Source organism: Acidovorax sp. T1, from assembly GCF_002176815.1.
Classification (GTDB): Bacteria; Pseudomonadota; Gammaproteobacteria; order Burkholderiales; family Burkholderiaceae_C; genus Acidovorax.
This window is the reverse complement of record NZ_CP021648.1, coordinates 1555107-1568034: the sequence shown is the minus strand read 5'-3', so window position 1 is coordinate 1568034 and position 12928 is coordinate 1555107. Positions and strand designations below refer to the sequence as shown.

Below are 12928 nucleotides of genomic sequence, written 5' to 3'. Positions count from 1 at the left end.
GATTGCCTGTGGCAGTTACGCAGCGCCACCGCCGCGCGCGGGCTGCGCGGCATGGTCCAGGTCAGGCTTGCGCCACGGGTCCACATGGGTCATGAGGTTGAGCACGCGGTGGCGTTGCAGCACGCGCTGGCGGGCCTGCACGGCGATGTCGTGGCCCGCTTCCACCGTGAGCGCGGCGTTCACCTCCAGGTGCGCATCCACCACGATCATGTCGCCCATCTTGCGCGTGCGCACATCGTGCACACCGCTCACGCCAGGGGTTTCGAGCAGCGTCTGGCGGATGGCCTGCACCTCCTGCTCGTCCACCGAGCGGTCCATCAGGTCGTGCAAGGCGTCCCAGCCAAACTCCCAGCCCATCTTGGCCACCATGAAGCCGACGATGAGTGCTGCAATGGGGTCCAGGATGGGGTAGCCGGCCAGGTTGCCCGCAATGCCGATGCCCACCACCAGCGACGAAGCCGCATCCGAGCGCGCATGCCAGGCGTTGGCCACCAGCATGCCCGACTTGACGCGCTTGGCCACGGCCAGCATGTAGCGAAACAGCAGCTCCTTGCCCACCAGCGCGGCCCCCGCCACCCACAGGGCGATCACATGCACCTGCGGCACGGCTTGCGGGTTCTCCAGCTTGACCACCGCCGACCACACCATGCCCGCGCCCACCCCCAGCAGCAACAGGCCCAGCACCAGCGAGGCCGCCGTCTCGAAGCGGTGGTGGCCGTAGGGGTGGCCCTCGTCAGCGTCTTTTTGGGCATGGTGGTTGGCGAACAGCACCACGAAATCGGCCACCAGGTCGGACAGCGAGTGGATGCCGTCGGCAATCAGGCCCTGGGATTTGGCCAGCACCCCCACCACGATCTGGATGGTGGACAACACCAGGTTGACGCCCACACTCACCCAGGTGCTGCGCGATGCGGCGGCCGCACGCTGCGCGGGGGTGTGCGCGGTGTCTTCAGCGTCGTCGGCAAAGTCGTTGAAATTCATGGTGGATGCCTGTCAGACAGGCCGAGAACAAAAGGAAACCGCAAGGGCCAGTGTCTGGGAAACAGTGCGGGATGCCCCGCGTCGAGGCGTATTTTGCCCCGTGGCTGCAAGCCAAATGCTGTGTGATTCAGTCAATGCCGGTGCGTGTGGTGGGCGTCGGGCACATGCGCATGGGTGTGCGTCTGCGGCCCGTGCTGGTGCCCATGGCTGTGGCTGCCCTGCGGCATCGGGTCGTGGCGGTGGTTGTGGTGCCCGTCGTCATGCCGATGTGCGTGTTCGTGCTCCAGGGCGTCGTGGTCGTGCGGGTGCTCATGCGTCTCTGCCAGGTGCAACACCACCCCGGCCACCATCAGCAGGCCGCCCACCACCACCAGCCCACCGGCACTGCGGTCGCCCATGGCAAACGCCAGCACTGCGCCAATGAACGGCGCAAACGCAAACACCGAGCCGGTGCGCGCCGCACCAAACGCGCGTTGCGCCAGCAGGTAGCAACGCAGGCTGAGCCCGTAGCCCGTGGCCCCCACGGCCACCAGGCCCCAGGCCGCCGCCGCAGTGGGCAAGGGCTCGCCCAAGCCCCAGGCCAGCAGCGCCGTGGCGCAGGCGCCCAGTGCCGCCTTGACCAGCACCACCTGCGCCGGGTCGCGCTCGGCCAGGGCGCGCGACAAGGTGTTGTCCGCCCCCCAGGCCATGGTGGCCAGCAACACCGCCAGCAGGCCGGCCAGCTCCACGCCACCGAGGCGCCCCTGGTCCACCACCAGCGCCACGCCCCCGGCCAGCAGCAACAGCATGGCCGCCCACACCCGCCGGTCCATGGTTTCGTGGTAGAGGCGCCAGGCCAGCAGCGCGGTGAAAAGCGCCTCCAGCGTCAGCATCAGCGAGGCGCTGCTGCCGCTGGTGCGCTGCAAGCCCCAGGCCAGCGCCACCGGCCCCAGCACGGCACCCAACCCCGCCATGGCCAGCAGGCGGGACGCATCGGCACGCCGCAAGCGCGCTTCCTGCTGCACCGGCTTGCGCAACACCGCGCCCATGCCGGCAGCGCCCGCATACAGCAGCGCCGCCGTGCTGAAGGCGCCCAACCCCGCGCCCAGGTGCTGCACCAGCGGCGTGCTGACGCCAAACAGCACCGCCGCCAGCAGCGCCACAGCGCCTCCGCGCAAGGCGGGTCCATGGATATCGAACACCAAACACTCCTGATTTGATAGCTGGTAGCGCTTACTGCATAAGCACCAGGGCCACATTTTTATCAAACCGTGGCGCCAGGCTGCATTATTGACGCGTTCAACCCAAGCAGGCCGATGGGCCCAACACGCCGCCTACAGCAACCACCCCTGCAGCTCTGCACTGGCCAGCGGCCGCAGCCGGGCGTAATCCAGCAGCTCGGCCAGGTGCGCGCCCTTGGCCTGCCACTCGTGCACCACGTTCTCGGCCAGCAGCACGTAATGCCAGGGCAGGCCTTGCCGGTGTTCTGGCGCCAGGGCGTTGATGCGCGCTACCCAAGCCACGGCGGCTTTCAACTTGCGCTGCACATTGGGGTGAATGGCCTGCTGCTGCGCCTTGGTTTCCACCAGAAAAATGCCGCTGGCCGTGCGCACCAGAAAATCGGGGCTGTAAAACGCGGGCAAGCCGTCGTCCTTCACATAACGCAGGCGGGCAAAGTGGTGGCGGTTTTCGCTGATCTTGCAAAACGCCAGCACCTGGCTATCGGCCTGCGCCCAGTGGATGAAACTGCGCTCCAGCCCGCCATTGCGCGCGGGCCAGCCCAGGCGGGTGTAGATGCACTTGCTGACTTCTACCGAATGGGCCTCGCGCAGCATCAGGCGCGGCACCTCGCTGATCCAGCGCGCATGCACCTCGGTGTGGCCGCTGGTGTGCTGCTCTTCGGATTCGAGCAGCGCCACGGCAAACACCTTGGTGATGTGCTCCACCACCGGCTGCAGCAGCAACAGGCGCCAGTTTTCATCTTCAAGCGGGTTGAAGGCGGCGCCAAACAGCCGCGTCCAGATGTAGTCGTCCAGCCAGCCGGTCAAATCGGCGGTGTTGACTTGCAAATAGGGTTTGGCCAGGTGCGTGGCAATTTTGTTACCTTTGGGCAGCGGCTCGCTCAGCGCCTGGCTGATGCGCCGCGTCAGGCGCGCCAGATAGTCGTTGTAGCCGCCCACGTTCATCACTGCGCCATCCACGCGGTAGTCGCCAAACAACGTGGCGCTTTGCAGGTCTTGCGAGATGAAGGTGTCGCCCTTGCCCAGCAGGCCGCGCAATTCGTGCGCCGACAGGGCGGTGAAGGCGGGCAGCGCCAGCACATCGATGGCGGCGTGGTCCCGCAGCTCATCGGCCTCGCGCAGGATGAACGGGATGCCAAAGTCAAATGCCTCAAAGCCCTCGCGCAGCTCGGCGGCCATCACGTCGCCCGTGCTGGAGGTGTCGTCCATGCCCTCGCCCGTGGTGCCCGCCAGGCCTTCTTTCAGCAAGTCGTCGTAAAACGACTGAAACGCCGGGTGCTCGACGATGCTCAGCACGTCGATCAGGTTGGCAGGCTCTTGCCCGGCGTTGATGCGCTCGCGGTTTTCGCGCTTCAGGTCGGCGTATTCGGCATCGCGCCACATCAGGCGCAGGCCCCGGCCAATGGTCTGCTCCAGCAAAATTTGCGCTTGCGAGCTGCGCAGCGGCACGATGACGCAAATGTTGTTCACGTCAAAGCCCTCGCGCAGCATCAACACGCTGACAATGACGCGCGGCGTGGCGTGCCGGTCCACGCTGAACAGGCGCTCGCGCACGGGCGCCCAGTCTTTCTCGCCCAGCTCGGCTTTTTTGCCCGAGTCGATGGTCATCACCTCATCCGCCTGCAAGCCTTCCTGCTCTTGCAGAAACTGCGCCACCAGGGGCGACACCGTCGTGTCCTCGCACACCACCAGCATCTTGGGGTGGCGGGCGGGGTCGATACGGGCGAAGTCGGCTTCGAGCTTGCGCAGCTTTTGCAGCCCGGCGCGCAGCATCACGCGCTGGCCCTCGCTCAAGATGGGGTTGCCCGCCTCGTCGCGCTCGGCCTTGAACTCCAGCGGCAGCGCGCCAATTTCCTTGCGCCTGTCCAGCACCAACGACTTGACCAGCCCCGCGCGCATGGCCGACTTCAGGTCAAAGTCGGTGACGATGTGCGCAAAGTACAGCTTCTTCTTGTTCTTGCCACTGCCCACGTCGTTGTACGGCGTGGCAGAAAAGTCCACCTGCACAAAGCGTCGGCCCTTGGTTTCGGCAATGCGGGTCAGGCTCTTTTGCCACTCCACCTCGGTCACCTCGCCTTCGCGCTTGAACTCATGGATGTGGTGTGCCTCGTCGTTGAACACCATCAGCTCGGGCAGCGCAGCCAGAAACTCCAGCACATTGCCGCGCGCATAGCGGCGGTCCAGCACGTCCAGGCTGTTGCCCGTGGCGCGGCCCGGCATGAGCGGCAGCACGGCGGCCACCACCTGCTGCGGTTCCAGCGGCGCGCCTGGGGTCTCCACTGTTTCCACGTCGTCAACCACCTCGCCTTCAGCCAGCCCATCTACCAAAAGGTGCCAGTTGGTAATGGCGATCATGCCGTTGCCCGTAGCCTTCAGGCCAATCTCGCCCTTGCCACAGACGTTGCCGCGCACAAAGGCAAACACCGCATCGCGGTGCGCCTCGGGGATGAACAGGTCGGCAAACTGCGCCATGTCAGAACTGGCGAAATCCCTTGCCCCGCTTGCGCTGCCTGCTATCAATTTTCAGCAAAACGCATCCAGCAGCCGCTCGTAAACAATTAGCCCCGGCGCCACCACCATGAACTGGCGGGTAAAGCGTGCGTCGTCCATGCCCTCGGCCAGCGCCGCCGTCTTGTTGAGCAACTGCCAGATCAAGAGCGCCTGCAACACCCAGGTCTTGCCCGTGCCCGTGGCCATCTTGAAGCAGTATTTGGGGTGCGCGTGTTTGCCCGCCGACACCTCGGCCAGCCGGGTGCCCGCCAGCAGCGCATCGGGCGCCACCTGCTGGTACAGGTCTTTCAGCGTCCAGCTTGCCTTCCCGGCGCCCAGCACCTCGTGCGCCACGATGGCGTTCAGGATGGCCTGCTTTTGCCCGGCATGAAAGTTCAGCCCGCCGCGCGCGTCCACCATGTCCTGGCCGAACCACCACAGCAGCAGCTCGGCCGTGGTGGGGGTGACGAGGTCCAGCAGATCGGCGGCGCCGGATTCAAGCCCCAGGGCCAACTGGTTGGTTTTGGCCGTGAGTGCGGCGGAGAGGGCGAGGGGGTTATCGGTAGGTGTCATGGGAAGGTTGAATTCAAAAAAACAGTGTGCGTGGGAGAATTCCGGCCATGCCTGCCACCTTTCACCCACCTCGCACCGCATGGGGCGCGTTTCCTGATGTCGTGATTCACGCCACAGAATCTGCCGTCAAACAGCACCCGGCCTACAAAGCCGCGAAATCGGGTAACGACGATGCAGCCACAGATTTGGTTGTGGATACATTCAGTCTTGATAAAACGCATGTGCTGGAGGAATTGCTGGGAGGACGCGCACCGACATTGGTCAGTGCCCACGCCGTTGAGCGCGAAGGTGTCAATGCGATTCCTGAGGTTTTTGCGGAGCTGCTGGGAAAGGTGCTGGACTGGCCTGTGGATACAGGGGTTGTTCAGGTCAATGTGGTGGGGCATACCAGCGCCAAGGGTTTCTGGCGCATGGCCCGCCAAGCTGAATTCCAAGGCCCAGTGAAGGCCGGATGCGAATACGTGTTGGTTGATGACTTTGTGGGAATGGGTGGCACCTTGGCGAACTTGAAGGGCCATATCGAATCCAATGGCGGGCGTGTAGTGGCAGCGGTAACGCTGACAGGAAAGCCCTATTCGGCCAAATTGACGCCGCTGCCTCAAACTTTGCAAGCACTGAGGGAAAAACATGGAACAGAACTTGAAAACTGGTGGATCGGACATTTCGCTCACACCTTCGACGCGCTTACTGAATCAGAAGCTCGGTACCTCGCCCGAACCGAGGCGGCTGACACCATCCGAGATCGCATTGCTGAGGCAGAGCAAGCAGGAGATGGCGCAGCGCTTTCCTGAAAACTATGGTCGCCATCAAGCCAATGGCTGATGGAATCAAAGACAGCATTCGCCATGACCACCTCTCGGCCTCTCGGCAAAAGGCCCCGGCTGTCCGCACCATCCGCCGGGCCGTGCGCGACAACCCGGATTTGCAGCTCGCTTTCATTGCTGCCAGCCATGCGTAGCCAAGCGGTGGTGTTTCTTCCCTTCACATCGCGAAGAGGTACAGCCACGACAGCGCCATCCGGGCGGTCACACATGGATGCGCCCTGAGCGTTACGCCGCGCAGGCAGCCGGCACTTGTGCCACCACCTCGGCCTCAAACCCAAACACATCCACCACCCGCACGCACACCCGGCGTGGGCCGCTGTGGGCGGGCACGCTCAAAGTGGCCTGCGTGACCACGCGCAGCGCATCGGCATCGTTGGCGGTGTTGCCCCGGTAGTCCTGCCACACCGAGCGGAACACGCGCCCGTCGTAATCCGGGTCCACCGCCCAGTATTCGATCAGCGCCAGCGGCTCGGCGTTGGCCACGGCCTGCAGCTTGGCGCGGTTGGCGTCGTCGAGGTTGATGGCCTCGGGCGAGAGCAGCACGTAGTTTTTCAGGCGCACGGTCAGGGTTTCTTCGTTCATGCCGTCCGTTCGGGCTGAGCTGGTCGAAGCCTTGCGCTCGATCGGGTGAACCGTCAGGTATTGCAGCGACGAAAACCGCACCTGCCCGCGCAGCTTGTCGATGCCGCCCTTCTTTTTCAGACGGTCCATCAGGTCGGGCGGAATCACCAGCACTTCCAGACGGCTGTCGTTCAGCGCGGTGATGGTTTCGCCAATGCTGGGCTCAAAGTTCCAGCCCAGCACCACCACGCGGTCCCAGCCGCCCAGCAGGTTGTCGCGCTGGGCGATGGCTTTTTTCAGCGTGGCTGTGCCGGTGAGCTTGTTGGGCGAATCGGCCAGCACCAGCGTTTTGCTGCCGCGCCGGCCGTTCAGCTCCACGCCCGCAATCTGGCCCAGGTTGCGCTGCGGGTTGGCCTCGGGCGGCAGGGGCAGCGCGCCGTAGAGCGACAGCACGATTTGCGACAGGTCGCCAATGCGGAAGTCGCGCCCGAGCGTGGCCTTCGCGGCTTCGACCTGGTAGTCGCCGATGGCTTGGTAGAGGAAGGGCTTGGCCTCCAGGTCGATCAGGCGCTTGCGCATGATCATGCAGGCGGGCTTGCCGAGGTCGGTGGTGATCCAGCGGCGGCCGAGTTTTTCGGCTGCTGCGGCGGTGGTGCCGGAGCCGCCGTTGAAATCGGCAACGATGCCGCCCACCGGACAAGAAGCCCCTATGACTCTTTCCAAAATTCGCGGATCTTTTGCTGTGTCGTAATTCCCAGCTGCCGAACGATCAGCCGCTGGGATATGGCTCCCGCTTCGAATATCAGTCCAGTAGTCCTCGATCAGCTTTCCCTGCTCATCAAGCATTTCGAGGTAATCATCCTCGGCTCGTTTTGTAAGAGCTGTTTTCCCCGTGGCCTTGTTTGATTTCTTATAGTCCACGCGCACTGCATCTGCATCAAAGTGACGCGTGGCAGATTTCTCGTAAAAATAAATAGTGTCGTGCTTTCGGGGGAAGTTACTTTTTTGGTTTGTCGGCCCTGTGTAGCAAACGATGATTTCATTGACAAAATGACCCTTCCCAAACACCTCATCCATCACCAGCTTGACGTAATGCCCCACATGCCAATCCAGATGCACATAAATCGAGCCGGTATCCGCCAGCAGCTCCCGCATCAGGATCAGGCGCGGCGTGATCATGGCCAGGTAGGACGCGGTGCCATCGCTCCAGGTGTCGGAGTACGCGAACTGCTCAATCACCGTGGGCTTTTGCTCCAGCTCCACGCCCGGTAGCGTGACCTTGGTGCGGTAGTCGGCCTTGCTGTCAAACGGCGGGTCGATGTAGATCAAATCCACCTTGCCGCGCAGGCTGGGTGTGTCTTCATCGCCCGCCAGCAGCGCGGCCATGGCCAGCAGGTTGTCGCCGTAGATCAGGCGGTTGGCCCAGGGTGCGGGGGCCGGTGCATCGGGCGCGGCGCCCAGCATGGCCTGCGCGCTGGACAGCAGGCTGGCTTGGCCCGGCGCAAACACCTCTTGCTGCGCGCTGCGCCGCTGCTGCGTCACCCAGTCCTGCGCGGCGCTGTCTTTGGCGGGCAGCACCACCTCGCGCGTTTGCAGGCGCACGCGCTGGCGGCTTTCCAGGCTTTCGAGGATTTTTTCGGCTTGCTTGCGCCCGTTGGCGACGATTTCGGGGAGTTGTTCGAGCAGGGACTTGGGCATGGAGAGGCGCTGACATCCTCTGGCCCGCCAGACTCGTCAACGTGACTGATAGTTACGCTATTTTGGTAACTATACAGGCCTGTTCCCTCTGTGCACAAAGCCGCGAATAGCGTAACCGCATGGAAAACGCAAAGAACATGTTTGCGAACCGGTTACGTGACGCCATGAAGGCTGCGGGCTATGAGCCCAAGCCTGCGGTGCTGGAACGGGAGTTCAATACGCGCTACTGGGGCAAGCCCATGACGCTGCACGGCGTGCGCCGCTGGCTGCGCGGCGAAACGCTGCCCACGCACGAAAAACTGCTGGTGCTGGCCGAGTGGCTGGGCGTGCCACCGCAGCAGCTCAACTTTGGCGATGAAATCCAGCGCAAGGTGGAGCAGCGCCGCTCTCGTTGGGACAGCGGCATTGGCTACCAGGACAGGGATATTTTTGAGGCGTTCCTGAAACTGCCCATTCCCCAGCGCAAGCTGATCCGCGAGGTCATCCTGACCTTTGCCAAGGTGCATGCCAGCGGCACCGATGCGGGCGCAGACCCGCTCAGCAAACCGGCGCCGCGCTGAATCAGGAACTCATTTTTTAATAGCTACCAGCTCTTTACCAGTAAGCGCCAGAGCCATTTTTTGCCCTTAAAATTCAGTCGCAACCTCTGGCACCGTGGCCGCCGCCACCAGCCGCTGCGTGTAGGGGTGCTGCGGCGCATCCAGCACCTGGGCCACGGTGCCGTGCTCGACAACGGCGCCGTCTTTCATCACCAGCACGTCGTGCGCCATGGCGCGGATCACATCCACGTCGTGCGTGATGAGCAGGTAGCTCAGGCCCTTGTCGCGCTGCAGGCGCTGCAGCAGGCCCAGCACCTGCTGCTGAATGGTGACGTCGAGCGCGCTGGTGGGCTCGTCGAGCACCAGCACCTGCGGCTGCACGATGAGCGCGCGCGCAATGGCCAGGCGCTGGCGCTGGCCACCCGAAAACTCGTGCGGGTAGCGCGCCAGCAGGCCGGGGTATTGCGCTTCGGTCAGGCCCACCTCGTTCAGCGCGGCCTCCACGCGGGTGCGGCGGGCAGCCACACTCAGCGCCGCCTCGTGCACCTTGAGGCCTTCGCCCACGATCTCTTCAACGGTGAGGCGCGGCGAGAGCGACGAAAACGGGTCCTGGAACACCACCTGCACCTTGCGGCGCAGCTGCTGGTTGGCGGGCGTGTTGCGCGTGGCGGGCTGCTGCCACCCCTGCCCCGCCACGGCCAGCGCGCCGCCATGCGGCAGCAACCCCAATATGGCCAGCGCCAGCGTGGACTTGCCCGAGCCCGATTCGCCCACCACGCCCAGCGTGCGGCCGGGCAACAGTTGCAGCGTGGCGCCCTGCACGGCCACGAATTCGCCTTTTTTGAACCAGCCGCGCACACCGGGCAAGGGGGTGGGGTAAGCCACGCGCAAATCCTGCGTCTTCATCACCGGGGCGGTGCCTGCGGGCGCATGGCCCTCGACCACATCGCGCCGGGGCAGGCTGGCGATCAGGCGGCGGGTGTAATCGTGTTGCGGGGCGCCAAACACATCGGCCACGCGGCCCTGTTCCACCAGCACGCCCTGCTCCATCACGGCCACGCGGTCGGCAAAGCGGCGCACCAGGTTCAGGTCATGCGTGATGAGCAGCACGGCCATGCCGCTTTTGCGCTGCAGGTCGGACAGCAGGTCGAGAATCTGACCGCGCAGCGTGACGTCGAGCGCCGTGGTGGGCTCGTCGGCCAGCAGCAGCGCGGGCTCGCTGGCCAGGGCCATGGCGATCATGGCGCGCTGGCGCTGGCCGCCGCTCAACTGGTGCGGAAAGCTGCCCGCGCGGCGCCCGGGCTCGGGGATGCCGGTTTTTGCTAGCAGTTCAATAGCTGCTTGCGCACACTGGGCGGGGCTCAATGCCTTTTTGAGCGCTAAAACCTCGGCAATCTGCTGGCCGATGGTCATCAGCGGGTTGAGCGCCGTCATGGGCTCCTGGAACACCATGGCGATGTCGCCGCCGCGAATGCCGCGCATCTCGCGCTCTGACAATGAGAGCAGGTCGCGCCCGCGCAGCAAGGCCTTGCCGCTGATTTTGGCATCACCCGCCAGGCGCAGCAGGCTGAGTGCCGTGATGGTTTTGCCCGAGCCCGATTCACCCACCAGGGCCAGCTTTTCGCCGGGCGCGATGCTGAAGCTGGCGCTGCGCACCACCTCTTTGGCGCCAAAGCGCACGGAGAGGTCGCGCACCTGGAGCAGCGGGTTGATGGCTTCGCCCGTCATTTTTCGGCCTTTCGCGGATCGAGCGCATCCCGCAACGCGTCGCCCATGAAGGTCAGCAGCAGCAGCGTGACCACCAGCACGCCAAAAGTGCTGAGCGATATCCACCAGGCGTCGATGCTGTTCTTGCCCTGCGAGAGCAGCTCGCCCAGGCTGGGCGTGCCGGGCGGCACACCCAGGCCCAGGAAGTCGAGCGAGGTCAGCGCCAGGATGGCCGCGCTCATGCGGAACGGCAAAAACGTGACCACCGGCGTGAGGCTGTTGGGCAGGATGTGGCGCCAGATGATCTGCCCATTGCCCACGCCCAGGGCGCGCGCAGCCTTCACGTAGTCGAGCTGGCGGTTGCGCAAAAATTCGGCGCGCACGTAGTCGCTCAGCCCCATCCAGCCGAACAGGCTGAGCAAAATCAGCAGCAGCGAGATGCTGGGCGCGAACACGGCGCTGAAGATGATGAGCAAATACAGCTCGGGCATGGAGCCCCAGATTTCGATGAAGCGCTGAAACGCCAAATCGGTCTTGCCGCCAAAAAAGCCCTGGATGGCGCCCGTGACCACGCCCAGCGCCACGCCCGTGACGGTGAGCGCCAGCGCGAACAGCACGCTCACGCGAAAGCCGTAAATCAGCTGCGCCAGCAGGTCGCGTCCTCTGTCGTCGGTGCCCAGCCAGTTGTCGGCGGTGGGTGCCGAGGGGTTGGGCGATTTGGCGAAATAGTTGAGCGTGTTGGGGCCGTAGGGGTTAAGCGTGTACAGCGCCCAGTTGCTGCCCTGCGTGATGCGCTCGCGAATGAAGGGGTCGAGGTAGTCGGCAGGGGTTTCAAAATCTCCGCCAAAGGTTTTCTCGGGGTAGTCCTTGAGCATGGGGAAATAAGTCTGCCCCTCGTAGCGCACGATGAGCGGCCGATCGTTGCTGACCAGCTCGGCACACAGGCTCAGCGCCACCAGCACGCAAAAAATCAGCAGGCTCCAGTAGCCCAGGCGGTTGCGCTTGAAGCGCAGCCAGGCACGGCGGGAGGGGGAGAGCGAGACAGGTGCAACCATCGTCATGCCAAATTTTCAGGCGCCATCACGCTGCAGCACGGCCTTGCTGTATTGCAAAAAATCATCCAGATGCTTTTCGATGATGGCCACCGTGATGGGTAATTGCAGCACCTTGTAATCATGCACAGCGATATTGCGAAACCCCACCATGCGCTGCAGGCCTTCGGCCAGGTGCGCTTGTATCCAACCGCCTTGCGCCAGTAACGAAAAAACGTCCCGTGCGCTTTGCGGAACGCCAAGCCGTTCGCGCCGGATCAGGTGCTGGCCCATGTCCAGCGCGGCCTCGCAGGCGCGCTGGATATTCAGGATGGCGGCATCCTGGCGCGTGAAGTTGGTGGCAAAGGTGCCAGGCTCGCTGAAATATTCTTCGCGTGCGCGCGCCACGCAGCGCTCGATCGTGGCGGCCTTGTTCAACAGCACGTCATCTGCCATACACGCTCCCCCGCTGCGCAATGTCGGCCAGCAGACCGGCGCGCGCAGTGTCCAGCGCGGTTTTTTCGCTCAGGATGGCGCTTTCAAACAAGGCAGCCTGCGCATCCCGTGCCCACCAGCGCATGCCGGTGGTGATGATCTGGTACTGCATCACCGTGGACGCGGCGCGCAAATCCAGCAGATCCACGGGGCACCCGGCCACATCGCTCAAATCTGCGGCCCAGCGCCACAGGCTGAGCGGGTCGGCATAGCCGGCCACCAGCACCGCCACATCCAGGTCACTGTGCGGCCCGGCCACGCCCTGCACGCGGCTGCCAAAGCCGTAGATGGCCAGGAGATCAGGAACACAGGCCTGCAGGGCCTGGATAATTTCCTTGGTGCCCTCGTCGCTGGTGGACTGAAAGGTTCGGGGCAAGCGCGGTGGCAAGTTCATGGAAACCTTTATTCCGAAAAAGGATTGAGCACCGCAATGCCGCAGCCGTCAAAGTCGCGCACGTTGCGGGTGACGAGTGTGAGCGCGTGCACCTGGGCGGTGGCGGCGATCAGCATGTCGGCCTGTTCGCACACGCGCCCCTGGCGGGCGAATATCGCGCGCAATTCCCCGGCGCGTCGGGCGATGTCGCCACCCACCGAGAGCACGCTGACGCGCTGCAAGAAAAGGTCAAACCAGCGCATCTTGGCGGCATGGGGTCGCCAATGCAGGCCAAAAACGATTTCATCGACCGTGATGGCACTGACGACCACGGGCAGGTCATCCTGCTCCAGGCGTTGCATCCACTGCAGCACTCCCGCATCGGGGCGGGGGCGCATCAGTTCACTGACGGTGTGGGTATCGGCCAGATACATGG

13 protein-coding genes are annotated in these 12928 nt (G+C 64.1%); 3 read left to right on the top strand and 10 right to left on the bottom strand.

Annotation, left to right across the window (positions count from 1 at the left end; all coding sequences use genetic code 11):
- Window positions 1-15: 15 nt before the first annotated feature.
- The 4 genes from CCX87_RS07450 to CCX87_RS21075 form a co-directional block, all read right to left on the bottom strand.
- Window positions 16-981, bottom strand: a complete 966-nt coding sequence (locus tag CCX87_RS07450) for a cation diffusion facilitator family transporter (protein WP_087745126.1) — start codon at window positions 979-981, stop codon at window positions 16-18.
- A 131-nt stretch (window positions 982-1112) separates the two neighbouring features.
- Window positions 1113-2162 carry a DMT family transporter gene (locus CCX87_RS07445; RefSeq protein WP_232476500.1) on the bottom strand — a complete coding sequence of 350 codons (1050 nt, stop codon included), beginning with the start codon at window positions 2160-2162 and terminating at the stop codon, window positions 1113-1115.
- Between the two features lie 132 nt (window positions 2163-2294).
- Window positions 2295-4673: a DEAD/DEAH box helicase gene (locus tag CCX87_RS07440; RefSeq protein WP_198314771.1), complete on the bottom strand. Its 2379-nt coding sequence runs from the start codon at window positions 4671-4673 to the stop codon at window positions 2295-2297.
- Between the two features lie 51 nt (window positions 4674-4724).
- Entirely contained in the window at window positions 4725-5264 is a 540-nt protein-coding gene (locus CCX87_RS21075) for a DEAD/DEAH box helicase family protein (RefSeq protein ID WP_198314770.1), read from the bottom strand.
- Window positions 5265-5311: 47 nt separating this feature from the next.
- On the opposite strand from CCX87_RS21075, the gene CCX87_RS07435 reads away from it, so the two are divergent.
- Both CCX87_RS07435 and CCX87_RS20745 read left to right on the top strand, forming a co-directional pair.
- On the top strand, window positions 5312-6055 hold the full coding sequence (locus tag CCX87_RS07435; protein WP_087745122.1) for a phosphoribosyltransferase: 744 nt from the start codon (window positions 5312-5314) through the stop codon (window positions 6053-6055).
- Window positions 6056-6060: 5 nt separating this feature from the next.
- Entirely contained in the window at window positions 6061-6222 is a 162-nt protein-coding gene (locus CCX87_RS20745) for a hypothetical protein (protein ID WP_157667109.1), read from the top strand.
- 91 nt (window positions 6223-6313) lie between these two features.
- Here the strand turns inward: CCX87_RS20745 and CCX87_RS07430 are convergent, their stop codons facing one another.
- Complete coding sequence (locus CCX87_RS07430; protein WP_087745120.1) at window positions 6314-8347, bottom strand: DNA methyltransferase; 2034 nt, start codon at window positions 8345-8347, stop codon at window positions 6314-6316.
- A gap of 119 nt (window positions 8348-8466) precedes the next feature.
- Here CCX87_RS07430 and CCX87_RS07425 point away from each other — a divergent pair, with 119 nt between their 5' ends.
- Window positions 8467-8907 (top strand): DNA-binding protein, encoded by a 441-nt coding sequence (locus CCX87_RS07425; protein WP_087745118.1) that lies wholly within the window; start codon window positions 8467-8469, stop codon window positions 8905-8907.
- Window positions 8908-8973: 66 nt separating this feature from the next.
- Here CCX87_RS07425 and CCX87_RS07420 read toward each other — a convergent pair whose 3' ends face one another.
- Genes CCX87_RS07420 through CCX87_RS07400 form a run of 5 tightly spaced genes read right to left on the bottom strand, consistent with a single transcriptional unit; the run spans window position 8974 to window position 12926 of the window.
- On the bottom strand, window positions 8974-10614 hold the full coding sequence (locus CCX87_RS07420; protein ID WP_087745116.1) for an ABC transporter ATP-binding protein: 1641 nt from the start codon (window positions 10612-10614) through the stop codon (window positions 8974-8976).
- Window positions 10611-11654, bottom strand: coding sequence for an ABC transporter permease (locus CCX87_RS07415; RefSeq protein ID WP_087745113.1), 1044 nt, complete (start codon window positions 11652-11654; stop codon window positions 10611-10613). Before CCX87_RS07415 ends, CCX87_RS07420 begins: the two co-directional genes overlap by 4 nt.
- Window positions 11655-11663: 9 nt before the next feature.
- Entirely contained in the window at window positions 11664-12080 is a 417-nt protein-coding gene (hepT, locus tag CCX87_RS07410) for a type VII toxin-antitoxin system HepT family RNase toxin (RefSeq protein WP_087745111.1), read from the bottom strand.
- Entirely contained in the window at window positions 12070-12513 is a 444-nt protein-coding gene (gene mntA, locus CCX87_RS07405; RefSeq protein WP_087745109.1) for a type VII toxin-antitoxin system MntA family adenylyltransferase antitoxin, read from the bottom strand. Before mntA ends, hepT begins: the two co-directional genes overlap by 11 nt.
- Window positions 12514-12521: 8 nt before the next feature.
- Window positions 12522-12926: a type II toxin-antitoxin system VapC family toxin gene (locus CCX87_RS07400; protein WP_087745107.1), complete on the bottom strand. Its 405-nt coding sequence runs from the start codon at window positions 12924-12926 to the stop codon at window positions 12522-12524.
- Window positions 12927-12928 lie beyond the last annotated feature (2 nt).

Coding starts and splice junctions, on each gene's coding strand:
- hepT (WP_087745111.1), bottom strand. CDS start 12,080: ATGGCAGATGACGTGCTGTTGAACAAGGCCGCCACGATCGAGCGCTGC.
- CCX87_RS07420 (WP_087745116.1), bottom strand. CDS start 10,614: ATGACGGGCGAAGCCATCAACCCGCTGCTCCAGGTGCGCGACCTCTCC.
- CCX87_RS07435 (WP_087745122.1), top strand. CDS start 5,312: ATGCCTGCCACCTTTCACCCACCTCGCACCGCATGGGGCGCGTTTCCT.
- mntA (WP_087745109.1), bottom strand. CDS start 12,513: ATGAACTTGCCACCGCGCTTGCCCCGAACCTTTCAGTCCACCAGCGAC.
- CCX87_RS07430 (WP_087745120.1), bottom strand. CDS start 8,347: ATGCCCAAGTCCCTGCTCGAACAACTCCCCGAAATCGTCGCCAACGGG.
- CCX87_RS07450 (WP_087745126.1), bottom strand. CDS start 981: ATGAATTTCAACGACTTTGCCGACGACGCTGAAGACACCGCGCACACC.
- CCX87_RS07440 (WP_198314771.1), bottom strand. CDS start 4,673: ATGGCGCAGTTTGCCGACCTGTTCATCCCCGAGGCGCACCGCGATGCG.
- CCX87_RS07415 (WP_087745113.1), bottom strand. CDS start 11,654: ATGACGATGGTTGCACCTGTCTCGCTCTCCCCCTCCCGCCGTGCCTGG.
- CCX87_RS07400 (WP_087745107.1), bottom strand. CDS start 12,926: ATGTATCTGGCCGATACCCACACCGTCAGTGAACTGATGCGCCCCCGC.
- CCX87_RS20745 (WP_157667109.1), top strand. CDS start 6,061: ATGGTCGCCATCAAGCCAATGGCTGATGGAATCAAAGACAGCATTCGC.
- CCX87_RS07425 (WP_087745118.1), top strand. CDS start 8,467: ATGGAAAACGCAAAGAACATGTTTGCGAACCGGTTACGTGACGCCATG.
- CCX87_RS21075 (WP_198314770.1), bottom strand. CDS start 5,264: ATGACACCTACCGATAACCCCCTCGCCCTCTCCGCCGCACTCACGGCC.